The organism is Natronotalea proteinilytica, assembly GCF_055379935.1.
This window is the reverse complement of the sequence record NZ_AP043947.1, coordinates 2,044,862-2,070,201: the sequence shown is the minus strand read 5'-3', so window position 1 is coordinate 2,070,201 and position 25,340 is coordinate 2,044,862. Positions and strand designations below refer to the sequence as shown.

21 protein-coding genes are annotated in these 25,340 nt (G+C 57.2%); 12 read left to right on the top strand and 9 right to left on the bottom strand.

All coding sequences use genetic code 11. The features are described from left to right. Positions 1-65 precede the first annotated feature (65 nt). The gene (locus ACZ5AL_RS08300; protein ID WP_464509904.1) at positions 66-1,358 is read left to right on the top strand and encodes a glutamate-5-semialdehyde dehydrogenase; all 1,293 of its coding nucleotides are present in this window, start codon (positions 66-68) and stop codon (positions 1,356-1,358) included. A gap of 829 nt (positions 1,359-2,187) precedes the next feature. Here the strand turns inward: ACZ5AL_RS08300 and ACZ5AL_RS08295 are convergent. Together ACZ5AL_RS08295 and ACZ5AL_RS08290 are read right to left on the bottom strand one after the other, a co-directional pair. Then, positions 2,188-2,436, bottom strand: coding sequence for a ferredoxin (locus tag ACZ5AL_RS08295; RefSeq protein ID WP_464509903.1), 249 nt, complete (start codon positions 2,434-2,436; stop codon positions 2,188-2,190). A 149-nt stretch (positions 2,437-2,585) separates the two neighbouring features. Then, positions 2,586-4,526, bottom strand: coding sequence for a CBS domain-containing protein (locus ACZ5AL_RS08290; RefSeq protein ID WP_464509902.1), 1,941 nt, complete (start codon positions 4,524-4,526; stop codon positions 2,586-2,588). Between the two features lie 253 nt (positions 4,527-4,779). Here ACZ5AL_RS08290 and lolB1 point away from each other — a divergent pair, with 253 nt between their 5' ends. The 9 genes from lolB1 to ACZ5AL_RS08245 all read left to right on the top strand — a co-directional run bounded on the left by lolB1 (position 4,780) and on the right by ACZ5AL_RS08245 (position 14,059). Next, positions 4,780-5,619: a lipoprotein insertase outer membrane protein LolB1 gene (gene lolB1, locus ACZ5AL_RS08285; protein ID WP_464509901.1), complete on the top strand. Its 840-nt coding sequence runs from the start codon at positions 4,780-4,782 to the stop codon at positions 5,617-5,619. Next, the gene (locus ACZ5AL_RS08280) at positions 5,594-6,838 is read left to right on the top strand and encodes a murein hydrolase activator EnvC family protein (RefSeq protein WP_464509900.1); all 1,245 of its coding nucleotides are present in this window, start codon (positions 5,594-5,596) and stop codon (positions 6,836-6,838) included. Before lolB1 ends, ACZ5AL_RS08280 begins: the two co-directional genes overlap by 26 nt. Before the next feature lie 140 nt (positions 6,839-6,978). Then, complete coding sequence (lpdA, locus tag ACZ5AL_RS08275) at positions 6,979-8,397, top strand: dihydrolipoyl dehydrogenase (RefSeq protein ID WP_464509899.1); 1,419 nt, start codon at positions 6,979-6,981, stop codon at positions 8,395-8,397. Between the two features lie 117 nt (positions 8,398-8,514). Further along, complete coding sequence (locus ACZ5AL_RS08270) at positions 8,515-9,435, top strand: GntR family transcriptional regulator (protein WP_464509898.1); 921 nt, start codon at positions 8,515-8,517, stop codon at positions 9,433-9,435. A 335-nt stretch (positions 9,436-9,770) separates the two neighbouring features. After that, the gene (locus ACZ5AL_RS08265) at positions 9,771-10,214 is read left to right on the top strand and encodes a MarR family winged helix-turn-helix transcriptional regulator (protein WP_464509897.1); all 444 of its coding nucleotides are present in this window, start codon (positions 9,771-9,773) and stop codon (positions 10,212-10,214) included. A 41-nt stretch (positions 10,215-10,255) separates the two neighbouring features. Next, positions 10,256-11,275 (top strand): VOC family protein, encoded by a 1,020-nt coding sequence (locus ACZ5AL_RS08260; RefSeq protein WP_464509896.1) that lies wholly within the window; start codon positions 10,256-10,258, stop codon positions 11,273-11,275. A gap of 72 nt (positions 11,276-11,347) precedes the next feature. Then, the gene (gene wrbA / locus ACZ5AL_RS08255; RefSeq protein WP_464509895.1) at positions 11,348-11,974 is read left to right on the top strand and encodes an NAD(P)H:quinone oxidoreductase; all 627 of its coding nucleotides are present in this window, start codon (positions 11,348-11,350) and stop codon (positions 11,972-11,974) included. Positions 11,975-12,519: 545 nt separating this feature from the next. Continuing rightward, positions 12,520-12,657, top strand: a complete 138-nt coding sequence (locus ACZ5AL_RS08250; RefSeq protein WP_464509894.1) for a hypothetical protein — start codon at positions 12,520-12,522, stop codon at positions 12,655-12,657. A 124-nt stretch (positions 12,658-12,781) separates the two neighbouring features. Then, complete coding sequence (locus ACZ5AL_RS08245; RefSeq protein WP_464509893.1) at positions 12,782-14,059, top strand: arginine deiminase; 1,278 nt, start codon at positions 12,782-12,784, stop codon at positions 14,057-14,059. A 196-nt stretch (positions 14,060-14,255) separates the two neighbouring features. On the opposite strand, the gene ACZ5AL_RS08240 is transcribed toward ACZ5AL_RS08245, so the two are convergent. Next, positions 14,256-15,320: a hypothetical protein gene (locus ACZ5AL_RS08240; RefSeq protein ID WP_464509892.1), complete on the bottom strand. Its 1,065-nt coding sequence runs from the start codon at positions 15,318-15,320 to the stop codon at positions 14,256-14,258. Positions 15,321-15,823: 503 nt separating this feature from the next. Here ACZ5AL_RS08240 and tadA point away from each other — a divergent pair. Continuing rightward, positions 15,824-16,294, top strand: a complete 471-nt coding sequence (gene tadA / locus ACZ5AL_RS08235; protein ID WP_464509891.1) for a tRNA adenosine(34) deaminase TadA — start codon at positions 15,824-15,826, stop codon at positions 16,292-16,294. Between the two features lie 294 nt (positions 16,295-16,588). Here tadA and ACZ5AL_RS08230 read toward each other — a convergent pair whose 3' ends face one another. After that, positions 16,589-17,419 (bottom strand): cyclase family protein, encoded by an 831-nt coding sequence (locus tag ACZ5AL_RS08230; protein WP_464509890.1) that lies wholly within the window; start codon positions 17,417-17,419, stop codon positions 16,589-16,591. A gap of 186 nt (positions 17,420-17,605) precedes the next feature. On the opposite strand from ACZ5AL_RS08230, the gene ACZ5AL_RS08225 reads away from it, so the two are divergent. Continuing rightward, entirely contained in the window at positions 17,606-18,124 is a 519-nt protein-coding gene (locus tag ACZ5AL_RS08225; protein WP_464509889.1) for a hypothetical protein, read from the top strand. Between the two features lie 180 nt (positions 18,125-18,304). Here ACZ5AL_RS08225 and mutS read toward each other — a convergent pair whose 3' ends face one another. The 5 genes from mutS to upp all read right to left on the bottom strand — a co-directional run bounded on the left by mutS (position 18,305) and on the right by upp (position 25,294). Then, positions 18,305-20,956, bottom strand: a complete 2,652-nt coding sequence (gene mutS, locus ACZ5AL_RS08220) for a DNA mismatch repair protein MutS (RefSeq protein WP_464509888.1) — start codon at positions 20,954-20,956, stop codon at positions 18,305-18,307. Positions 20,957-21,254: 298 nt separating this feature from the next. Further along, positions 21,255-21,845 (bottom strand): peptide deformylase, encoded by a 591-nt coding sequence (def, locus tag ACZ5AL_RS08215; RefSeq protein WP_464509887.1) that lies wholly within the window; start codon positions 21,843-21,845, stop codon positions 21,255-21,257. Between the two features lie 431 nt (positions 21,846-22,276). Beyond that, a complete protein-coding gene (locus tag ACZ5AL_RS08210; protein ID WP_464509886.1) occupies positions 22,277-22,621 on the bottom strand; it encodes a phosphomannose isomerase type II C-terminal cupin domain in 345 nt (114 codons plus the stop codon). 55 nt (positions 22,622-22,676) lie between these two features. After that, entirely contained in the window at positions 22,677-24,632 is a 1,956-nt protein-coding gene (locus tag ACZ5AL_RS08205) for a Na+/H+ antiporter NhaC family protein (RefSeq protein ID WP_464509885.1), read from the bottom strand. Between the two features lie 38 nt (positions 24,633-24,670). Continuing rightward, on the bottom strand, positions 24,671-25,294 hold the full coding sequence (upp, locus tag ACZ5AL_RS08200) for a uracil phosphoribosyltransferase (RefSeq protein WP_464509884.1): 624 nt from the start codon (positions 25,292-25,294) through the stop codon (positions 24,671-24,673). Positions 25,295-25,340: the final 46 nt, after the last annotated feature.

Sequence of the window (25,340 nt, the reverse complement as noted above, 5' to 3'; positions counted from 1 at the left end):
TATCTGTGTGTAGGTAAACGATATCTTCATGTGTGGTGCTTTGTTCAACATAGACCGATCAAATTATGGCTGATGTAGCGTCCAGATCCGACCGTTCCATTGAATCGCTGGCTGCCGCTTGCAGCAAGGCGGCGCGTCAGGTGGCGAACCTGTCTACCGCACGTAAGAACCGCGTGCTAAACCACATGGCAGATGCGCTGCTTGACCACCAAGACGCCATCCTCGATGCCAACGATACCGATGTGGAAGGGGCCCAAAGCAATGGGCTGCCCGAGGCCATGATCGACCGGCTCGTGCTGAATGAGGGGCGCTTGCAGAAGATGGCAACAGCATTGCGTGAGGTGGCTGGATTTTCTGATCCAGTCGGGCAAATGTCGGCCACCACCACGCGGCCCAGTGGTATTGAGGTGGGGCGCATGCGCATTCCGCTTGGCGTGATCGCCATGATCTATGAGGCCCGTCCCAACGTGACCTCCGATGCCGCCGGGCTCTGCTTCAAGGCAGGAAATGCGGTGTTCTTGCGTGGCGGATCCGAAGCCTTTCATGTCAACCATGCCATTGCCCGTGCGCTGCATGAGGCACTGGAAGCGGGTGATGTAGATCCTGCAGCCATCACCCTGGTACCCACCACCGATCGGGCCGCGGTCCAGGAGATGCTTACGATGAATCAACACATCGATTTAGTGATCCCACGTGGTGGCGAAGGGCTCATCCGCTTTGTCGACGAAACCAGCCGCATTCCTGTGATCAAGCATTACAAAGGGGTGTGCCACCTGTATGTGGATGCAGAAGCTAATCTTGCCAGTGCCGACGACCTGCTTATCGACGGCAAGACCTCGCGTCCGAGTGTCTGCAACGCGTTAGAGACGCTGCTTGTGCACGAAGAGGTGGCCGATGCATACGTGCCCCGTGCCTGCGCCCTGCTTCGCGAGGCAGGCGTTACCATCCGCGGTGACGACAAGGTGCGGGCTCGCGTTACTGATGTAGAACCGGCAACCGAGGAGGATTACGCTGCGGAGTACCTTGACCTCACCATTGCGATGCGTGTCGTGGAGGAGGCAGAGGCTGCTCAACAGCACATTTCCACCTACGGATCCAATCATACCGAAGTGATCGTGACGGATAATCTGCTCAGGGCCCGTGAGTTTGTGCGTACAGTAGACGCCTCGGTCGTGCTCGTGAATGCGTCCTCACGCTTTTCTGATGGGGGCGAACTTGGGCTGGGCGCCGAAATTGGCATCTCAACAACGAAGCTTCATGCTTATGGCCCGATGGGCTTGCAGGCGCTCACGACAGAGAAGTTTGTTGTGTACGGAGCTGGCGAAACGCGCCACCCCGTTCCCAAACGCAGCGAGTAACAATCTCCCCCGCAATGAGCCTAGTTTATGCACACAACCTGAGATGGTGATAATCGTTGATGATCGCTTGCCTGCCCTGAACTCGATTCAGGATTCACTCGCCCGAGCAGACGCCCAGGTGGGTTCTTTTTGTGGGGTCCAACAGTCTCTCATTGAACAGACAGTGGAGGAGTCAAATTTTCCATCAACGAAATACCAGAGACAAAGTTATGTGCAAGGACTAGGCAATGAGCAGGGCCGTTCGATCGTGTAGCACCTGCTGAGCGCCGCGGAGATGGTTCGACGCGCTCCGGCCCTTGGGGGCCTTCGCTCGCTCACCATGGCAGGTGTTTTGGAGAGTCAGGACCGCCGATTCACCAGCACCTGCTGAACGTCGACCAGGCGTTGGAGGCGTCACAGCACGCTGTGACGTTACGAGACCGTCTACACTGAACGTACGCCTTCCTTGCTGTTCAAGGGACTTGCCATGACAGGGTTTTTTTGAAGGTGGTGAGACGTAAAGCTTGACACGACCCTCGTCCCCCTGAGATTACAGGTAAGACAGAGTACTGCTGCTGTGTCACACGTCAATGGTTGGAGTACGCCTGGGTGGCTAAACGTACCGAAAAAACGCACCCCTTGTCATTGCGAGCGCAGCGACGCAATCTTGTGCCATCAGGCCGGGCAGCACTGCCCAGATGGGGGCATGAGATCGCACTCCAGGAGTGCTCGTTCGCTATCGCTCACAGGGCTCCCCCCTCGCGATGCCCCCCTTGCGATGACAAGGTGTAAACGTATTTTTGCCGGCTTACTTAGCGTCTATCCACTACCCAAACGTTTTATCCAACTGTTAGGGCACGATCTGCTCGCCGTCTTCGTCGTACACCATCAGCGCATCGACGGGACACACGGCACACGCTTCAATGACTTGTCCGGGATCCGCGTCTTTGTTTACGTCGTCGGTGAAGTCAACGAGCGCATCTTCGCGGAGGGTAAACACATCGGGGGCCAGATTCACGCAGTTGCCTGATCCAATACACAGCGATCGATCGATGTGTACATCCAGGCCGTTGATCGTTTGTTTTTTGAGGTCAGACATACGAAGGGGTGGGTTGATACAGAAAGCTCGTGAGGGGCCCCGTTGTGTTGCAAGGCAGGGCCCCATGTTAGGAAGGGTACCTTCTCACCCATCAGCCCAACGAGACGTTCCAGGTCCACGTAACTGTAACATCCTATCTATCATACAGGTTACGCTTCTGGTTCGGACGTTTGATTGGAGGCCGAAGGGTCTGCTGTATCCAATAAGTTGTGGGCCACATCCATAAACTCACGTTCAGTGATGATGCCTACCAGCTGGCCTTCGCGCACAACCGGGAGCGCCCCAATTTGCTTCTCTCGCATAATCTGCACGGCCTCAAGCGTTGGCATATCCGGGGGGACAGAGATCGGATCCTCTTTCATGATAGCTCCTACCGGTGTGTCATCGTTCTCGGCGCCATCGCGCTCGGCCATGTGCCGCAGCAAGCGTCGGTGACTGATCAGCCCGACAAGTCGGTGCGATTCGTCTTCAATGAGCACATGGCGCAGGCGTTGCCAATCCATGACACAGGCTACAAACTCAACCGACTCCTGCTCATGCGCCGTCATCAGGTCGGTTGTCATATAGTCCTCAACCCGTGTTTCGCGGATGTGCCCGGGCGTGTAGGCTTCGCCCAGGGAGGCCAACGTCCAGGTGTGCACCGGCTCCCCTTCGCGTTGGCGGCGCACCATTCCGCGTGTTACCCCGCTTAGGCGTTCGCCGCGCGTGCCGCCGTCCATGCCGGCAAGCGAATCGAGTTGCCACTGTGAGCCGGTTTGGCCTGATGCCACACGCGCTTCAATGATGCTCAGGTAACGATCGATGTCGTTGGTGTCGATGCCCGAGTTATCGAGACCATCGCGGGCAATGGGGAGCAGTGTTTCGAGCAGTAGCGAGCGGGCCGGACGCTTTGAGCCGTCGATCCAACTGAACTGAGAGGCAAGTCCATGACGCGCTGCAGCCAAGAAGTTGTGATGAGCATCGTCAAAATCCATGACATCCGCCAGATCTTCGTAGCGATCGGCCATGCCTGTGACCAGGCCATACCAGAGCACGGCATTGGCGATCTCGTCGACCACGGTTGGTCCCGACGGTAGGATGCGGTTTTCGATGCGCAGATGCGGTTTGCCCTCGGTAATGCCGTAGCAGGCTCGGTTCCAGCGATACACGGTTCCATTATGGAGTTGAAGGGCTTTTAGGTCGGGGATGCGCCCTTCGTCGAGTTGGTGCAGCGGGTTGTCTTCAAAATCGGTAGCTAACAGCATACGGAAGCGCGAAATGTCTTCCTTGAAAATCTCGGTGACCGATTCCTCAATCCAGCGGCTGCCGAAGTGCACGCGCGGGCTCATTTCGCGCAGATACAGGTTGCTCGACCGCGTATCAACGGCTTGCTGAAACAACGCAATGCGGGTTTCGCGCCACAGCCGTTTGCCAAAGAGCAGGGGCGAGTTGGTGGCGGCAGCCAGGCATGGGGCGGCTACAGCCTGAGCAATATTGTAAAACCGCGGAAACTCATCAGGGGTCACCTGAAAGTGCGTCTGGAAGCTGGTATTGCAGCCTTCCAGCATAATGGAGTCGTGCTTAACGAACAGCTCGTCGAAGCCGCGAATCTGATAGCGCCCAGCCCCGCCTCGAAGCCGTGTGATGGCATCGTTGAGGGCATAGTAGCGGGGCTTGGGGGTCATGAAGTCCATCGAGAAGTTGGCCAGGTGAGCTGTTGGCAGAATGCCCACTAAGACGGGCTCGGCCCCGTCGGTCTCTGCAAGCAAACGCACCTTATCCAACAACCCCTCGGTAGCGTCTTCCATGTGGCGGAAGCACGAGCCGCCATAGACCATGGGATCCATGTTGAACTCGGCGTTGAACTTTGTCAGCTCAGTGACGATGCGTGGATCTTCATTACGCGCCATCATCGACTCGATAACCGGCGCCGCCTCGCCTCGATGATCCACAAGAAACAGCTCTTGCTCGGCCCCAATACGTCGTGTATCGGTTTCGAACATGTTCTCCTCAAGCATGCGCTCCAGCGCGCGCACGTCGTGAATGAGCCGCCGTGCAAACTTGCGCAGCTCTCGCGGATCGCGCTCTCTGCTTACATTTTGCTCGCCCATGATGGTATGTACTTGTTATGTCGCAAAGAAAGGATGAACATGAAGGATGATAGCCCTAACGTACAACTCTTCACGCAAAAAGACGAATCGGTGGTGTGTTTTCCACAAGGCGTTACATTCAGTCAACGTGCCTGATACGAAACGCTGCACCGCCACGTTATGTTGATGGAAAGCGCTACGCCTTTCTCTGTTTGAAAGGTGTGCGTTCTACAATTTTGTTTTTTCGTCTTTTAGCGTGTGCCGCTTCGTCGCCATGCATTGCTTCTCCCAATGTTCCAATTCGTGCACCACTGCTAGCGTTACGCCACGCTGGTTTTTTACGCTACTGCCCTGGGCGTTGCTCGTAGGGGGGGCGTTTGTGCTTGCTGCGTGCGGAACGAGCGCACCCGCGCTTGAAGAAGGGGACATGCCCGAGGCGTTTCCCGACCATTCGAAAGACAGCATCATCAATGCCATTCACCTATCGGCAGATACGCTTCAAGCGTTTGAGGGGGAAGCCCGGCTGGAGCTGAACAGTCCGATGCAGAACGGACGCTTTCGCAGCACCATTCGACAGCAGCGTGGCGACTCGCTATGGATGAATGTACGCGCTACACTGGGCATTGAGGCCGCACGGATGTTGGTTACCCCCGACAGTTTTTTCGTGTATAATCGCATCGATAACGAACTGGCTGCGGGTAGTGTGCAGGGAGCACAGCGGGTGTTTCCGGTACCGGTATCGGGGGATGAGCTCTTTACAAATCTGCTGGGGATTGTAGCGCCCAATGATGCTATCGACTGGACCCTTACACACGACGACGAGATGTACTATTTCGAATCGCCCGATCAGCGGTACATGTATGCCGTGGATCCCGCGCTGTGGCGGGTCGTTCGTTTTGTAGAGCGCGATGCCGACGGGACAATCCTCGACGAACGCGTCTTTAGCGACCACACAACCGTTGATGGCGTTGTCGTTCCGAACCGGATTATGCTGCGTCGTCCACCTGATGATGTGCGTGCGGTGTTTACGTACCGATCGCTAACGCTAACGCCTGATTCGCTTTCTTTCTCGCTGGATGCAAGCTCTGATGCCGAACGCGTTACGCTGCCCTAGCTGGTTCATCGTTGCATTGAGCGTTATGGGCGGGCTGTTGCTGGTGCCGAGCCTGCCGGTGTGGGCTCAAGAAACGCCTTCTGACGAGCGCGAGGCGACTGAAGAGCGGCTGGAGTCGCTGCGCGAACAGATTGAGCGCGACCAGCAGCGCTTGCAGCGCACCGAACGCGAGGCCGCCGATACTCGCGAACGACTTGAAGAGCTCAATCGCGAAATTGCCCTGCGTCAGGAGCTGGTGGATACATACGAACGTCGCCTCAATGAGCTACAAGCGCAACAGAGCGGTGCGCGCGACACGTTACAGCAACTCGATCGCGAACGAGCTGCGCTGCTTGAAGAGTACAAAGCCCGAGCCACTCACGCATACCGGTACGGACGGCTTCATGACCTGGCGCTTGTTTTCTCTTCCAATTCGATCAACCAGATGATTGTGCGGGTGCGGTACCTGCGCCAGTTTGCCGATCAGCGTCGCTCCCGTCGCGATGCCATTCAAGAGGCACAGGCCAGCATTGAAGAACAACAGAGCGATCTTCAAGCGTCACAGGCGCGCACGCAGGAACTGCTCGTGGAGGCGCGCTCCGAGCGCAACCAACTGCAGAACTTGCACCGTGATCGCCGCAGCGTTGTTGAAGAGCTACAGGCCGAGCAAGCGGATCTGCGGGATGAAATTGAGGAAACCCGGGCATCGGTTGAAGAGCTGGAGCAGCGTATCCAGGAAATGATGGCAGAAGCCACTGCAGAAGGAGATGCTGAAGAAGCCGGCGGGGCACGTGTGCTTTCGGAAGCCGCCTATGCCGAACTCTCGACATCGTTCGCCGAAAATCGAGGACAGTTGCCCTGGCCCGTAGATGGAGCCATCACCGAAACGTACGGCGACCATGTGGATCCCGTACATGGTACCACCACCAATACCCCCGGTATTACCATTGCCACCAATCCGGGCGCGCCGGTCTACAGCGTATTCGACGGCACCGTTTCGGGCGTTGACTTTGTCCCCGGCTTTGGCACACTCCTTATGGTGCGCCACGGCGACTACCTGTCGGTCTATAGCAACCTTTCTGATTTAGACGTGTCGATGGGCGATTCGATTGCAGCGGGCGACCAAATCGGCCAGGCTGGCACCGACAGCGAACCGCGTGGTGCAGGGCTCTTCTTTGCCATCTTTGATATGGATGCAAGCTCCTCTGATAATCCGACGCATTGGCTGCGCAGCCGCTAATCGACCCAATCGCCGCCAATTCACACAAGATTTGGCCCCCATCCCCGCCTTGCAGTGGGAACGGTGGGCATCGGAGCGTATGTTGAAGCTGTACTGTACGCATGCACGCTTAATCTTCTATACCAACCCCTCGTTTGTCCATGGCTACTCACTACGACTGCGTTGTCATTGGGAGCGGACCCGGTGGCTACGAAACCGCTATCCGCGCCTCGCAGCTCGATATGAAAACCGCCGTCATCGAAAAGAATAAGCTTGGCGGTGTTTGTCTCAACGTAGGCTGCATTCCCACCAAAGCGTTGCTGAAAAGCGCTGAGGTGATGGCCGAAGCAAAACATCTCGACGAATTTGGCCTTTCGCTCGAAGGCACTGTCACGCCCGATTTTCCCAAAGTCATCGAACGGAGCCGAAAAACGGCGGCCAAGATGAACAAGGGGGTGCAGTATCTGATGAACAAGAACGACATCGACGTTATCTATGGCCACGGGCGCCTTACCGATGCCAGCACCATTGAGGTGGAGCCGTCGGTGAATATGGATGGTGAAGAGATTGGGGAAGCCCAAACGGTGACAGCCGATACCGTTATCATTGCGACCGGAGCCCGGGCTCGCGAGATTCCCCCGCTGCCTATCGATGGCGAGAAGGTCATTTCGTACAAAGAGGCGATGCTCCAAACTGAACAGCCCGACCGCCTGCTCGTGGTTGGCGCGGGAGCCATTGGGGTCGAGTTTGCCTACTTCTACCACCACATGGGCACCGACGTCTCGGTTGTAGAGGTGCAAGATCATCTCGTACCCGTTGAAGACCCCGAGGTATCGCGTGTGCTGGAGCGCTCGTACAAAAAGTCTGGCATCAACGTCATTACCGGCGCCATGCTACAGGGCGTTGAGGAGCACAACGGCGCGTTGCGTGCCGAAATTCAGGTGGGCGACGAAACCGAATATGTCGAATGCGACCAAGTTCTTTCAGCGGTCGGTGTGGTAGGTAACATCGAAGACTTAGGTCTTGAAGATATCGGCGTCGAAACCGAAAACTCGTACATCACAATTGATGAGTACGGAGCAACGACCGTAGACGGCGTGTATGCCATTGGCGATGTGGCTGGAGGCCCCTGGCTCGCTCACAAAGCCAGTCATGAGGGCGTGACGTGCATTGAGCACGTGGCCGGACATGATGTGCCGCCTATGGATTTCGATAACATTCCGGGTTGCACGTACTGTCAGCCGCAAATTGCCTCGGTAGGCTACACCGAAGAAGAAGCCGAGGCTGAAGGATATGACATCATGGTTGGCAAATTCCCATTCAGTGCCTCCGGCAAAGCGGCTGCACTGGGCCATACCGAGGGCTTTGTGAAGGTCATCTTCGATGAGAAGTACGGCGAGTTTCTTGGATGCCATATCGTGGGCAACGAAGCGACTGAGCTCATTGCCGAAGTGGTGGTGGCTCGCAAGCTTGAAACCACCGGGCATGAAATCATGGAAGCCATTCATCCCCACCCCACGCTCTCTGAAGCAGTTATGGAAGCCACCCGTGTGGCCTATGGCAAGCCAATGAATCTGTAGTGTTGGCCTGAAATTAGCGGCTGAATGCTTGACAGAGCCCGCCCTCACGTGTGGTCGTAGGGGCGGGCTTTTGTATGACTGGTAATTGCCTCCTCTATCCTTATTGGTTTGTGCGCTATGCTCACAATCGATCGCGATGCGCCCACGTCTGTACACGACCAGCTGGTGGAGCAGCTGCGCTATCTTATTGCCCGTGGCGAGTACGCAGTAGACGACACGCTGCCTTCGACGCGTCACCTGGCCGAGCAGCTCGACATTTCGTTCCATACCGTTCGCAAGGCATACACCACCCTCAAAGACGACGGACTGCTTACGTCCAAAGTTGGAAGTGGATATACCGTGCGTGAACGGCGTCCGCTCGATAAGGCCGATCGCATGGAACGGGGCGCCGACATCGTTCACAGCGCTCTGCAGCAACTCATTGGATTAGGCTGCACCGAGCCCGAAATCGAAACGCTGTGGACCGAACAAGCTGCGTTGCTTGACTATGTGGGGTTCGATCGCAAGCTGATCGTGACGGGGCCACATACCGAGTTGAATGCGATGTGGGCCGATCAAATTAGCGAACGGCTACAGCAGTCCGTACGCACATGTCGCCTGTCCGCTCTCGATCGGCATCCCGATGCAGACTATGTGTTTACGCCCTATACGCACCTGCACCACGTGCAGCAGCAGGTTCCCAAAGCAGATGTCTTAGGGTTTGTAACCCATCTTGCGGCGGATGCGTTGCGCCGTATCTCCCGCCTGCCACCTCGCAGCACCGTCGGGCTGGTTACCCAACGACAGAACAGCATCACCCCGCTGTCCGAGCAGTTGCGGGCACACGATGCCTTTCACGGACAGGTTATTGCTGCCGCCATTGACGAAGGCACCGACCACTTAGCAGGGTTTTTGGATCAGGTGGATTGTGTACTCTATACCCCAGCCAGTTCGCGGCGTGTACGCACGCACATCAATGATAGTCAAGCCCACTGCCTCCTGCGTGTGCTTATAAGTACGGATGCGCTAGATATGCTTGCTAAAGCTGTACCGGCTTAGTGCACTGCAACAGGTCAATCCTCGGGTAACGCATGTGCCCCTAACGTACCGAGAAAAGTCTACAACCATGTCATTGCGAGCGCAGCGACGCGCCCCGACCGTAGGGAGGAAGTACTCGGGCTACGCCCAGCGCCGCGTCAGTCGCAGGGCTCCCTCCTGGCGAGACAATGCATGAATGGAGCAGTGCATGCCCAAAGCAGACGTGTGTAGACACTTATACCGCGTCAGAATGCCAACCTTGCAACAATAGTGCAACGCCAGAGAACATGCACGGCAGCTCTTCTTAATATATCTTGACATCAAGATAAATTGATCTTTGCTAAACTCGCTACGATATGGATCGCGAAACGCGCCGTGCGCTGCACGTGTGGATTGCGCTCAACCGCGCGCTGCACGCTATTGATAAGCCGCTTAGGGGTCAGGTGGAGGCACACGGACTGACCGTGAAGTCCTTTGCCGTGCTTGAAGTCCTGCTCCACAAGGGGCCGCTTCCAATCGGCGAGATCGGGGAGCGCGTGCTGCTTACCAGCGGAAGCATGACGTATGTCATTGACCAGTTGGAAGAGCGCGGGCTGCTTGTGCGCCGTCCATCTGAAACGGATGGACGCGTACAGATTGTGGCGCTTACCGACGCCGGAAAAGCGCTCATCAGCGACGTGTTTCCCGACCATGCGGCTCGTATCGATGCGCTTATGCACGACCTATCGATGGACGACCGCGAGACGCTGTTTCGGCTGCTGCGTCAGTTGCAGGCCTCTGCCGAAACAGCCGTTGAATAGGAGCGCCGAAGCTCCCTGCTTTCATCAACACCCAGACACCTATGGCTACCGAGATCCCACTTACGGGTATTCACCACGTGTCGGCCATTACGGCGGACATTGCCTACAACGCCCGCTTTTACACCGAGCACCTGGGCCTGCGCCTGGTTGCGAAGACGGTGAATCAAGACGACACTTCGTCGTATCATTTGTTCTATGCCGATGCGAAAGGGTCGCCCGGAACCGACCTCACGTTTTTCGACATTCCAAATGCGCGGGATCTGCGTCCGGGAACGGGACTCATTACCGGTACATCGCTGCGCGTGCGTGGCGAGGCTGCGCTAGAGGCATGGGCCGAGTATTTCGATGCGAACGACATTTCGCGCACGGTAGTACACACCCGGGCGGGACGTCCGGCGCTCACGTTTTACGATCGTGAAGAGCAGACGATGCATCTGGTCGATGACAGCGCCAGTGCCGACCGCGTACCCGACACGAAGCCGTGGACGGGCACGCCCATCGCCCTTGAGCACGGGATTCGTGGCCTGGGGCCGTCGGAGTTGACGGTGGCTGCGGGGCAGGGAACGCATGACGTGCTCACTGAGGTGTTTGGACTCACCGAAGACCGTCCTTATAGGGTGGAAGCCCCTGAGACGGAGCACGAACCGTCTGTTCTCCATCCCCCTGAAACGGCACGCGTGTATGCTATTGGTGCCGGCGGGGCTGCGGCGGAGTTGCACGTTATTGAGCGTGCTGATGCACCGCGCGGATGGTTGGGCCGGGGCGGCGTGCATCATGTGGCGTTGCGTACGCCCAACGAAGACACGATTGCAGCCTGGCGCGAACGCATTGCAGGAGCAGGGCTCAACGTATCCCCGATTATTGATCGGCACTACTTTACGTCGATTTATGTGCGGGTGCCCGGGGGTATCCTCATTGAAATTGCAACCGACACCGGGGCGCCGTTTCCGGTGGAGGAGGCTGCAGCGGGCAAGGTCACATTGCCCCCTGCGCTGGAACCGAAACGCGACGAAATCGAGGCTTCGCTTACGCCAATCGAAACGGCTTCGTCCTCGGCTTAACCCAATGTATTCGTTATCGCTTTGCGGCTCGGTTTGGAGCCGCGTGTATTTTTATCAATCCCACAATTTGTTATGGCAACCAACGTATTAATCCCGTTTTACTCGTCGTATGGACACACCTATCAGATGGCGCAGGCCGTGTATGAAGGCGCTGATGCCGTTGATGACACCGATGTGCGGCTGCGCAGGATTCCGGAACTGGAGGGTGCGCGCCAGGCCATGAGCGGTCAGGATGCGTACGTGCAGGCCCAGGAATCCATGAGCGAACATCCGGAGGCCACGAACGACGACCTGCGCTGGGCCGATGGCATCATCTGGGGCTCGCCGACCCGCTACGGCAACATGACGGCGCAGATGAAGCAGTTCATTGATGGGACGGGCGCTCTCTGGCAGAACGGAGAGCTGGAGGGCAAGGCCACCGCTATGTTTACCTCCACCGCTACGATTCATGGCGGACAGGAAACGACCATCCTGACCAGTTTGGTGCCGCTGCTGCACCTGGGCATGATCTTCGTCGGATTGCCGTATGGTGACAACCCGCAGATTCTGACGACCGATGGCGTCGGTGGATCACCGTATGGACCGACTACGATGGCTGGAGGCGATGGCTCGCGCCAGCCGGTTGAGGACGAGTTGCTCTCGGCTCGGAATCTTGGACGGCGGGTGGCGCGTGTTTCTGCTCGTTTGAAGGATCTCTAAATGAACCCGGCGATGCTTTTGAAATGCTGGCTGGTTTTACTTCCTTTTGCTATCAGGCTTGAAAAGCTTCTATCGTAACGAGAACTCTTTTGGGTGATCGTAATGCGAAGTGGTGTTCATTTTTGCCTTGATGCAGACGAGCGCAGCGACTCACGACCGTAGGGAGCTAAAAACGAACTAAAAAAATCAAGGCTGGAAGAACTGGGCCTGACTCCGCCCGCTGGGCCGCTAAAATTGATCAAACTCGCTCGCAGGCTCGCTTAAACAGGATCAATTTTGCACGCGGCTCAGCGGCTCCGTCCGGGCGGCCCACTTCTTCGAGGCCGAAAGGTCTTAAATTGGAAGGAGACCTGCTTATGTAGTCAAACCATCCAAGGATGCCGGTGATACTGCAGTGTTGAGGCACGAAAAGCTCAACTACGGTGTTGATCTCACATAGCGCACCGCCTCGCATCTTCTCATGATGTGGTGTGTAGAATACGCTCTTCGTTCCTGTGTGGAGCGGAGGGCGTTTTTGTGGAAATCTGTACTTAGATTCGATCGTTATGTTGACTCCGCGCGCCTTGGCTCGTATGCTGATAGGCACCATGCTGGGCATGGCCGGATGTGGGGTTGGGCTGCTCGCGGGCATCGCTCCTGTGTTGCTGAACGGAGAAATGATGGCCGGTGCTCTCTTCTTGTGACAGGCGTTGCGGTTGCTTCAGGCCAACGCGTCGTCTTCTCACACCCCTCCGTCCTGACGCCGCGCTTATAGAAGCGCTTCCAGCACCTTGTTCGTTTTGTTATTTGGATTTGTCTCCTGTTTCTATGCCCGATACTGTTGCTCCACCTCGTCCTGATGCTGCCACGTTTCAGGTGGATACCGAAACGATGCCCCTGGAGCAGGTGCTGGTACACACGCCCGGCCATGAAATGGAGTTGGTCGCTCCCGACAACCGTCTGGATCTGCTGTTCGACGACATTCTGTTTCTGGGGCATGCCCGCGATGAGCACCTGCTGATGTGCACGCTTTTCGAGAAAGTGGTGGGTAGTCCGGGTGCGGTATTGCAGGTGAGTGAGTTGCTGCTGGATGTGTTTCAGCAGGAGGAGGCGCGCCTTGACTTCATCGACCGGCTGTGTCGGGCAGCCCCCGAAACCAATGTGCAAGCGGCGCGCAACGAACTCACACAACTGGCTCCGAACGAACTCCACAGCCTGGCCCTTACGGGCGAGTCGCCCCTGAGTCTGACGCTCCCACCGCTGCCTAACCTGATGTTTACCCGCGACCTGGCGGCGGTGGTGCACGATCGTATCGTGATTAGCCACGCGGCTACGGCGGCGCGCACGCGCGAGAGCATTATCATGCAGGTGCTGTTGCACCATCATCCATTCTTTTCGGGCGTGCGCGACCGGGTGATTACGCTGCCGCAGGGGGTGACATTTGAGGGCGGCGATTTGCTGATGCCAGCCCCCAACGTGCTACTCATTGGTCACTCTGAGCGCACCTCGTTTGGAGCCATCATGGCGATTGCGCATCAGGTGTTTGAGCACACGCCCATTGAGCATGTGCTGGCGGTGGACCTGCCGAAGCGGCGCTCCACCATGCACCTCGATACGGTGTTCACGTTTGCCTCTCCGAACGAGTGCATCGCGTTTCCACCGCTCATTGACGACCCCAGCTATGGGTATTGCGTGCATCTGATGGAGGGCAATGAACCCGGACGCTTTATCACGGACATGCGGTTGCATCTGCGTGACGTGCTGCACGACCTGCTGGATCGCGACCTCACCTTTATTCCGTGCGGCGGCAGCGAGCGGCTGCACCAGGAGCGTGAGCAGTGGACAGACGGGGCCAATGTGTTTTCGGTGGCTCCTGGTGTCATTGTTGGGTACGAGCGGAACCGACGGACTTTCGAGGAGCTACGGCGGCATGGCTACCGCGTGGTCTCGGCTGAGAACTTCCTGTCGTACTACAAAGACAGCACGTTCACCCCCGGCGACGAGAAGCTGGCGATTCAGTTGGCTGGTACCGAACTCTCGCGCGGACGCGGCGGCCCGCGCTGCATGACGCTGCCCCTGGCGCGTACATCGGTTCATGATGTGTAGATGGTAGGGGGCTTCCTATAGACGTTTCCCCTCCATTCTAACCTTCCTCCCCGCGAGGCTACTGTTTACACACACGGCAACGGGAGAGGAGTCGGGGTGAGTCTACACAACTCGGTTTGAGGACGCTGGAGCGTCCTCCCCCATGTGGCGACGCGGAGCATCGCCACGAGAGACAAGAAAGGCCCAGTTGAGAGAGTCACTCATACGATGTATGGTACACCCGTTCCTCATCCACGAAAAACAGCGATCCATCGCCCACCGCGAAGTCACGAAATCCCTGCCCAAGGGCATAACTGTGCCTGTATGTGCCGCTGTCTAAATCGTACGTGTCTATGTAGAAGTGGGATTTCCCTTGGTCATCCCGATAGACGAGGATGTAGATGCTGTACTCATCTACATGTACACTCAAATTGCGGTGGTTGAGCTCCGAGTATGGAAGACCCACACTAACGGCACCATTAATCTCTGTGCGTTCGACGGTGGGGAGCGGAGGAGGATTTACCTGCTCTGTGACGTATGTATATTCGCCTTCAGAAAGAGAGTAACTAAAAATCAACCCCCCGTAATGCGGGACATGGATGATCTGGTCTTGCACCGCAGCAGTTTCTCCTACCAGAGCCTTGACATTGTAGTGCGTCTCTCGAATTACAGGCGGTGAGACCTGCAAAAAGTCACCTGTCTGCTTGTCTGCAACCGAGATCATGTGGTCAGCACCGGAGCCAAAAGCAGCATTGATGCGTCCGTTGTGAATGGCAGCAATACGCCATGCAGGATGATTTATGTGTATGGTAGAAACATGGCCGTCGTTGACAGCAAAGAACTCGACTTTTCGACCCTGCTCATCGTTTATGAACACTCCTTTTTGATCCGGCGCTAGTGCAAAGTCGGTAGGGTTTCCTGTTTCACCCGGCCCCTGACCTGGGCCATGACCATAACGATGAAGCAGCGCCCCCTCTGATGTGTAGCGTTTTACAACATGATCGCTGTAATCCAGCACATAGACTTCTTCGTTGATATCGACCTCAATTGCAATAGGATGATATAAGAACCCCTCCTCTTGGTCGATGGACCATGCGTTGAAATCACCGAACGTGGCTTGTATATCGCGCTGTTGAGCCTTTTGAGGAACGACCTCAATGAGAAGCCTTTCGTCAGGACTTGTGTAGGAATGTTCTGAATCAACATGTTCAGGTGATAGCGCTGCTATCACGGGGATTAGCATTAAACCCCAGATCAGGCTTGCTGATATAATTTTAGCCATAAGAGTTGGGCAAGCAGCAGGGACTGAAAAGCCCCTGCTGCCTGATTAGGATTAAAATCAAACGAGTTGGTGCTATCGGAAAAACATGATCAGGGAATAAAGCCCCCCATGCCACAATTTATCACTGTTCCATCGCTGCAAGTTATCCTGTGACAAGGATCTGGCCCGCCTTCACAATTAATGTCTTGACAGTATGCTCCACAACTTAAAGCAGATCCTTGCGCACAGGCTTTGTTTGATTCGCTCCCAGTGCTCAAGAGCAAGCCGCCAGACATAATCATAAGGACGATAAAAGAACCTAACGTATGCTTGATACGGTTCATGTCAGTTACCTCACTGTTTATTCATATAATAGCAAATAACAAAAGCAAAAGTACCCCCCCGGAAAGTGTCAATAAGCAGAGGTAACAAAAACGTGAAAGAAGGCTTTAGCGGAAACAATAAATCAAACAATGGCGCCTGGACGTTGCACTGACCCAACCCTCACTAACGTCTCTTTTCTGATGACGCTCTCTACCCTGCTCGACTCTGATCGCCGGTGGATGCAGCAGGCGTTCGATGAGGCCCTGCTGGCGTACGAGGCGGGCGACGTGCCGGTGGGGGCTGTGGTTGTGCACGAGGGACAGGTGGTCGGGCGCGGGCATAACCGCGTCGAGGCAGACGGCGACCCTACGGCTCACGCTGAACAATTGGCCATACAGGATGCCTGTCGCACCCTCGCACGCAAGTTCTTGCACGACTGCACGCTGTACGTAACGCTTGAGCCCTGTCCGATGTGCGCAGGCGCGCTGGTACATGCACGCATCAACCGGCTGGTGTTCGGAGCCTACGACGAAAAGTCAGGCGCCGTAGACACGCTCTACCGCATTGGGCAAGACGACCGCTTAAACCACCAACTCACAGTTGTGGGCGGACTGCAAGCCGACAGATCCGCAGCCCTACTCCGGACGTTCTTTGCGGAAAAGCGTGGCTAAAGTGGCGGTAGCACTGTGTCGCAGGTCAATGTTTGGGTAACGCCTGCCCCCCTAACGTACCGAGAACAACTCACAATCTTGTCATTGCGAGCGTAGCGACGCAATCTCATGCTATCAGACCGGATACAGCTGCCCAAGCAACGGCATGAGATCGCACCCCAGGAGTACTCGTTCGCTATCGCTCACAGCGCTGCGTCAGTCGCAGGGCTCCCTCCTCGCGATGACAATGTTGGCCCCTAACATTCAGGTGTGACACACCAGTAGCGCTGCTGTGAACAGGTCGTGTGAGCGGCCTTACGGAAGAACAGCCACCGCCCGCAACGGTCCTCCGCTTCCCCCTTCAATATGCATAGGCAATGCCATCACGTACGTACCGGTCGGCGGCAGGTCGCTAAGATTGTTCAGGTTCTCAAACACCGGAATGTTTTCAGCAAAAAGCACCCGGTGCGATTCAAAGCCCTCCGACGGCCCATAATCAATGCTGGGCGTATCCAAACCGATAGCGTGGATGGAGCGGTTTTCGACAAGCCACTCGGCGGCCTCAGGATGTAAGCCAGGAAACTGCAGATCGGCCAGAGCCTCTTCGCCGCGTTCATCGGTGCCAATGTAGGCTTCGGCATCGGGCCAGTACTGCGCCGATCCGGTATCGAGGAGCACGATAGCTTCATCAGGAATAGCGCCGTGCTCGTCCTCCCATTGCTCGAAGTCGCTGGTTTGTACCTGATAATTGCGGTCTTCGGCAGCGGCATCACGCACATCAATCACCACTGCATTGCCCATGAGGCGGTCGAGGGGGATTTCGTCAGTCGTCCACTGGTCTTGGGCAGCTTCTTCATCTTCGGCGAAATGAAACGGTGCATCCAGATGGGTGCCTCCGTGCTCAGACGTGGCCAGCACGTGCGCGGCATAGAAGTAGTCGCCCGTGTCGCCCACAAAGTCTTCTTCCAGTTCAAAGGTTTGGGGGGCGGTGGGCCAGTAGATGGTTTCCTCATTGAACGGATGCGTAAGGTCAATGCGCTCACCATCGGGAATCGCCGATTCTGGCGTTTCGGGCGGTGATTCGCAGGCCGTCGCGAGAAGCAGCGTGATTACAACCAGGACCACAGGAGCGATAGCACGGTGCATAGCATCTCAAAGTCTTTGTGAACAGATCGGGTGGGTAAGATGAGTGCGACGGGGCTTTGTTGCAAATGGTGGACGGCTTTCCGAAACGTGTCAAACGGCCTGGGTGCGGAGGAAGGCTTCTTTTGTCCGCATTCCTCCGGTGGCTTACGTATGATATAGTGCGAGGGCATTGATCATTAGAGACTTGTGCCCGATGTTTGTTTTTCATTACTCAAAAATGATATCATGACCTTTTCCAAAGGTGCGAATTTTGGCAAAGCCGTAATTGTTTTAACAGGACTGTTGGCGCTATTTCTTACGTTGTCGGCCTGCGGTGACGATTCCGTTAGCGATGACCCAACCGAAGACAATTTGGCCAATGCTACTGGTGCCATTCAGGTTGTTTTGGAATCGAACGACCAGCCCATGACGACTGTCAGCATGGCACCGATGGACCGCCACGTCACGATCTGTTACGACGACGGCGAATGTGATGAGCGAGCGGCAGGAGGGTCTGGAGTAGGGGGGGCAGGAAATACGATTACCCTCAAGGAGTCAGATTCAGACCGGACCGTCATTGGTGTTTCTGCTAGTGTGCTAGCCCCAGAAGATGAAGAGGGCACCGGGACTGTTTTCGTTGAGGAAGACGGCGGAACTGAATTTTTCCGTACCGACGAATTTGTGCCGGGCGATGTGGTTGAGTTTGAAATCGGGGAGGTAGAGTAAGCTTCCATGATCCGATTGAAAACCTTAAGCGAGCTATGCGTAGCGGGAAGCACGTGCTAAAAGCGTTCTTTCGCATCACTTTAGCACGCTACGCACCTTGGAGCATTCCGAGTTGGCTTCCCGCCGTGCTCGCTTTTGAATCAAACACATTCATCCCTTCACACGTCCACCCCTTCACCCCTACCCCAACATCTCCTTCAGCTCCGCAATTTTCATCAGCGCCTCGATGGGCGTCATGCGGTTGGGATCGATGGACTGCACGGCTTCTTTGAGGGCTTCGGCTTTGGGATCCGCCTGCTGGAAGAGCGACATCTGACCCATCACGCCGTCTTCCATATCCGGCACCTCATCGGCGTCGGGCGCGGCGGCATCGGGATTGGAAGCCCCCTCCGTATCCACCGCCAGATCTTGTTGCTCCAGGTGCGCCAGAATCTCACGGGCACGGTGGATAACGAGATCCGGGAGTCCAGCCATGCGGGCCACCTCAATGCCGTACGAGTGGTCGGCTCCACCTGCTACGAGTTTGCGCAGAAAGATAATCTCGCCGTCGTGCTCCTGCACCTGGATGCGATAGTTGCGCACCCGATCCAGGCGCTCCGCCAGCGCGTTCAGTTCGTGGTAGTGCGTGGCAAAGAGCGTCCGCGCGGCCACCTCGGGCTGCTCATGCAGGTACTCCACCAGCGCCCAGGCAATCGACAGCCCGTCAAACGTGCTGGTGCCGCGGCCCACCTCGTCGAGGAGGATGAGCGAACGCGCCGTGGCGTTGTTCAGAATATTCGCCGTCTCGTTCATCTCCACCAGAAACGTGCTCTCGCCCGCCGCCAGATTGTCGGAGGCACCCACCCGCGTAAAGATGCGGTCGACCACCCCAATGCGGGCAGCGTCAGCGGGCACGAACGCGCCGATCTGTGCCAGCAGCACAATCAGCCCCGTCTGGCGCAGCGCCACGCTCTTCCCGGCCATGTTGGGTCCGGTAATGATGAGCACCTGCTGCGAGTCCGGGTCCACGCGCACATCGTTGGGGATGAACGCTTCACCTGCTTGTAGGGACCGCTCCACCACCGGATGCCGCCCGGCCTCGATGTCGATCACGAGACTGTCATCAACGGTCGGCTGCACGTAGTTATGCGTCTCTGCGCCATGGGCCAGCGCGGCAAACACATCCAGGCGCGCCAGCTGATGGGCGTTGTCTTGCAGACGCGGCGTGTGCTCGGCAATCACCATGCGCAGTTCGTTGAACAGCTCATGCTCCAGCTGCTCGATCTTCTCCTCGGCGGTCAGGATCTTCTCCTCGTACTCCTTCAGCTCCGGCGTGATGTAGCGCTCGGAGTTCACCAGCGTCTGCTTGCGGATGTAGCGGTCGGGCACCTTCTCGGTGTGCGTGTTTGTGACTTCGATGTAGTAGCCAAACACCTTGTTGAACCCGACTTTGAGCGACGGGATGCCCGTGCGCTCGGACTCTTCCTGCTCCATATCGGCCACCCATTGCTTGCCCGAGGCGGCTACCTCACGGAGCTCGTCAAGCTCGTCACTGTAGCCATCGCGGATGAGTCCGCCTTCGCTTATTTTTGCAGGCGGGTCATCCACAAGCGCCTCCTGGATGCGGTCGACCACGTCGGGGCAGAGCGTCAGGGCGTCGTTTAGGTCCGCCAGGGCTTCGCATCCCGTATCGGTGACAAACGGCTTGAGACGCGGGAGCTGCTTGAGCGTGAGCTTGATCGCGATGAGATCGCGCGGACGCGCCCTGCCGGTGGCCACTTTGCTGGCCAGGCGCTCCAGGTCGCCCACTTGCGATAGCTCTTCACGCAAGTCGGCGCGGTCGGATTGGGCTGCGACCCAGTGCGCTACGGCGTCCTGCCGCGCTTGAATGGCAGCCACGTCGCGCAGGGGACGCACGAGCCAGGAGCGCAGGAGCCGGGCACCCATGGGCGTCTGCGTGGTATCCAGCATATCGATGAGCGCGCCCTCGGTATCTTCCTGCATGGGGCGCACCAGTTCGAGGTTGCGCTTGGTTTCGGCATCCAGGGCGATGTGCTCGTCCTGTTCGTACCGCTGAATCCGCCGGATATGCGGCACGGTGCCTTTCTGCGTCTCCTGCAGGTAATGCAGCACCGCGCCCGCTGCCAGGAGCCCGGTGTCCATGTGCTCTACGCCGAAGCCCTTCAGCGAGTGGGTGTCAAAATGTTGGGTGAGGGTTTCGTAGGCAAAATCGTAGCCAAAGACCCAGTCCTCTTGCGGCGTAACCGCGACCTCGTTCGCCATGCGATCGGGCACGCGGCCCTTCTGGCGCTTATCGACGAGGATCTCGGAGGGGGCGATGGATTGCAAGAGCGGGAGCACATCCGGAGCGGGCACCTCGGTGACGGCAAACTCGCCCGTCGTTGCATCCAGAAAGGATACGCCCGCGGTATCGTCGTTCCAGTGCACAGCAGCCACGTAGGTCGATTGCTTCGGGTTTAGCAGCTGATCGCGGAACGACACGCCAGGGGTGACGACCTCCACCACGTCGCGGTCTACCACTTTGCCGCTGGAGCTGCTGGCATCCTCAATCTGCTCGCAGATGGCCACGCGCAGCCCCGAGCGGATGAGCTTGGGCAGGTGGCTATCGATGGCGTGGTGGGGAAAGCCTGCCATCGGCACATCGTCGGCCTGCCCGTTGTTGCGAGTCGTTAGCGTAATGCCCAGAATGCGGCTTACGGTTTTGGCGTCCTCATCGAACGTCTCGTAGAAGTCGCCCATGCGAAACAGCAACACGGCCTTCGGGTGGCGCTCCTTGATGCCGTAGTACTGCCGCATCAGCGGCGTGCGGCCTTTTTTGGTGGAGGTTGCCATAGGGGGATACGCAGTGGATCAGCCCAAACAGAACGACGAAGCGCGCCCGTGGAATACGGGTGCACATGCAGGATACGCAACCTATCGGATGACGTGCCGAACTGCAACGACACCTCTGCCGCCCCCCGTGAAAATCGACGGAGGATCGGGCCTATGGGTGGGCTTGTGGAGGTCTGGATGGGTAAAGCGCTCAGCTACGCGTCCATTCCCAGTGCTCTGCAACGAGGCGGCGCCGCAATGCCGCCCAGATTTGGTATGAAGCTGCTCGGAGCTTCAGTTGAGCAATCAAGCCAGGTGCTTATGCGGTGGCCGGTATGATGTCGTCCTCTGCCGTTTGCATCGGATAGTGGGCCTCAACGTGTCCGTCGGCCATGCGGCGCAAGACGCGTCGCAAGAGCTGCCGACGAAACACGCTCAGGTGATCGGTAAAGAGCACTCCTTCCAGGTGATCGTACTCATGCTGAACTACCCGGGCAAGCATGCCATCGAGCGAGGCCGTCTGGGGCTCAAAATCCCGGTTCAGGTATTCAATATCGATTGCTTCGGGCCGTTTGACCGGCTCGCGTACATCGGGAATGGATAGGCACCCTTCTTCAAACGAGCATTTCGCCCGGCTTTCCCCGGTAATTTCCGGGTTGATGAACACCATAGGTTGTGGAGGCACCGTTTCGCCATCGTCCTCAAGCGCGGCGGCCACATCCGTCAGGTCAATTACAAAGATCCGTTCGGTACGCCCGACTTGCGGGGCAGCCAGGCCGAGCCCTTCGGCGGCCCGCATGGTTTCGATCATGTTGTCGATAAGCGTTTGCACCTCGTCGGTATTGGCATCAACCGGCTCAGTGTCGCGACGTAGGGCGTCGTGTCCGAACGCGTAAATGGGCAGAATCATGCGCAAGCAGTTGGGAGTGAAAGAGCGATGCGGTCCAGCATTTGTCTACGAGCCATCGCTCCGATGGATTCGCCGGCCCTGGCTGTCGTGGTGTCTTGCATTCTGAATGCGATGCTATCTGCTCTGTCACAGGTCAATCTTCGGGTTGCAACACCCCCGTCTTAATGATGTCATCTTGAGCGGAGCAACTGCGTCTAGCAGGTGCGGAGTCCTGACACGAGCGAAGCGACTGACGAACGCAGTGAGTAAAGATCTCCTACGAATTGGGCAGGGCTGTTGGTTTGCCAGTAGCTGCTGAACGTCGAGGAGATGGTTCGACGTGCTCCGGGCTGGGCCCGTCGCGTGCTCACCATGACAGGTTTTTTGGGAGGGGGCTGGGATACAGAGTTTCGGACGGTCTCCGTCCCCTAACAATCACGTGTGACACACCACTACGACCGTCCGTAGTCATCTTCAAGCCGGATGATGTCGTCTTCGATGCAGAGTCCCAGCTGCGTTTCGATGAAGACGAGCGGTTCGTCGCCGTCGTTTTGGATGCGGTGCACATCGCCGATATCGATAAAGACCTTATCGCCCACGGACACGTTAATCTCGTCGTCGTTGAGCGTGAAGACGCCTTCTCCCTGCACAATCACCCAGTGCTCTTTGCGGTGTTCGTGCTTTTGTAGCGACAGGCGCTGGCCCGGATGGACGATGATGCGTTTGACCCGATAGCCGGGCTCGTTAAGATACTCTTCCCAGCGTCCCCAGGGACGGTTGTCGGCTTCCAAGTACATGGTGTGTAGTTGTTTATGAGGTATAACGTGCGTGGTCGGGGGCCTCTGTAGGCATTTAGGAATCGGATACAGAGGAGGGCGGTGAGTCGTTCAGCATCTCGGCTGCAACGGTGGGTTCAGGATCTTCCGTGGGGGTACCGAAGAAGTGCATGGCCGCCCACAGCAGTCCAGCCCCAATGGCAAGCGAGAGCCACCACGGAAAGCCAAATCCAGCAGGAATAGTTCCGATACCGATGGCTACAGCCCCCACGCTTAGCGCATAGGGCAACTGAGTGCGCACGTGATCGATATGGTCGCATCCCGACGCCATAGACGATAGGATGGTGGTATCGGAGATGGGAGAGCAATGGTCGCCCCATACCGACCCGGCCAGGACACACGAGACCGAGGAGTACATGATGTGATAGTGCTCCGGGCTGGCCATATTGTTGGCCTGCAGAACGGCCCAGACGAGGGGAACCACCAGTGGCATCAGAATCCCCATGGTGCCCCAGCTAGAGCCGGTGGCAAACGCGGTGGCCGCAGCCAGTATGAACACGATAGCGGGTACGATGCCGGGGGCGAGCGTAGTGCCCAAGATCGACACCAGGTAGTCGGCGGTATGGAGCACCTCGGTAATATCAGAAAGTGCCCAGGCCAGAATGAGAATGATCATGGCAAAGAGCATCGACTTGAGGCCGCCGTACCACGCTTCTACGGTTTCTTCGAGCGAGAGCAACCGTTGTCCGATGGAGAGCCCCGCGGCAGCCAGCACGCCCAGCAGCGACCCCCACAGCAAGGCCGTGTATGAATCGGCGCTCCCGATGATGTCTTGTATCGTATCGCCTTCGCCGGTAACGTAGAGCCCTCCCAACACGCCACCGACCAGCACCAGAATGGGGATGATGGCATTGTAGGCACGGAGGGGCACGTCTTCTTTGGGAGCCAGCTCATCGTTATCCTCCGATGCGGTTTCATCCACATTGGCATTGGGGCCCAGCAGTTCGCCGGTGGTGCGTGCTCGAATTTCGGCACGTGCCATCGGGCCAAAGTCGCGTCCAGAAAATGCTACTACGAACACAAAGAAGAGCGCCAGCCACGGATAGAAGCTGTAGGCCAGCGAGTTTAGGAAGATGGAGTACGCGCCTTCGTCGTAGCCGTCGATCATCTCTACAGCGGTGCCAACGAGTCCAACCTGGTACCCAATCCAGGTTGTAACCAGAGCCACACAGGCAATGGGGGCGGCGGTAGAGTCTACGATGTAAGCCAGCTTTTCGCGGGATATGCGGAGCCGGTCGGTGACCGGACGCATGGTGTTGCCTACGATAAGCGTGTTGGCATAGTCGTCAAAAAACATGCCGATGCCCAAACCGCCGGTGGCCAGTTGTCCGCGTTTGGGGGTTTGTGCCCAGCCAATGATGCGTTCGACAATGCCATACGTGCCGCCGTTTTTAGAAATGATGCCGACCATGCCACCAATCATCAGTGAGAACAGGATGATGGCTACATGCGATTCATTCGCCAGGGCGTTCAGGATGTATATTTCGATGGTTTCGAGGGTCCCCACAAAGAGCCCGGTGAGCGAGAAGCCGGCGGCCATCCACGCGCCTAGCCACACGCCTAAGAAAAGCGCAGGCACTACGCGTTTGAATACGAGGGCCATCCCGATCGCAATGAGTGGGGGCAGAATCGAAAGCCAGGCTGGTATGATGCGCGTGGAGGCCTGGTCGAGCACGTTTCCTCCTTGTACGAGAGTAACCTCGGCGGGCCCCCTGCTATCTACCGTGATGCCCTCGGCGGTCCAGGTTCCGTTGTCTTCGGTAAGTTCTACCGGGCGGGCCCCGTTGACTTGAATCTGGGCGCCGGAGGTTAGCACCCGATCGGGGTCATCGACGGTCACTTCAAAGGCAATGTCCGTTAGCGCTACGCGTGGCGCGTCCATCGTTTGTCCACGCACCTCTGTGCTGGCGAACAGCGGCACGAGGAAGAGGCAGACAGCGAGGAGGGGCCACGGTGATAACGAAATACGCATAAACAAAGGCAAGGGAGGCAACAGGGCGCGAGATTGAATTAAGCAGGCGTTCCAAAAATCCGGTCGCCTGCATCTCCGAGGCCCGGTCGGATGAATGCGTTGGCATCGAGTTCACGGTCTATGGCCGCTGCCACAATGTGCACATCGGGATGCGCCTCTTGGACGGCTTCAATGCCTTCGGGGGCGGCTACAAGGCACGCAAACACAAATCGCTTGGCGCCGCGCTCTTTAAGGAGTTGAATCGCTTGGGTGGCGCTGCCTCCGGTGGCCAGCATCGGGTCCACCACAAATACGTCGGCGCGGTCTACGCTATCGGGAATGTTGGCGTAGTAGTCGACGGGTTCGTGGGTTTCTTCGTCGCGTTGCATGCCAAGGTGGCCCACACGGGCTTCCGGTACAAAGCGGACAAACCCGTCAACCATTCCCAGTCCGGCACGCATGATAGGTACGACAATAACTTCGTTAGCAATCGCATAGCCGGTGGTTGGCTCAAGGGGCGTTTCGATATCTACCTCGGCCAGATCAATCTCGCGCATGGCTTCATAGGCCAAGATCGCTGCCGCATCCGACACGGTTTCGCGAAAGTGCCCATGCGCAGTGGTGCGGTCACGCAGCGTAGTTAAGTCGCGTTTGAGCAGCGGGTGGTCTACAAGAGTGAGCATGAAGCGTAGAAAAATCGAGAATAGATGAGAAGAACACGGGGTGACG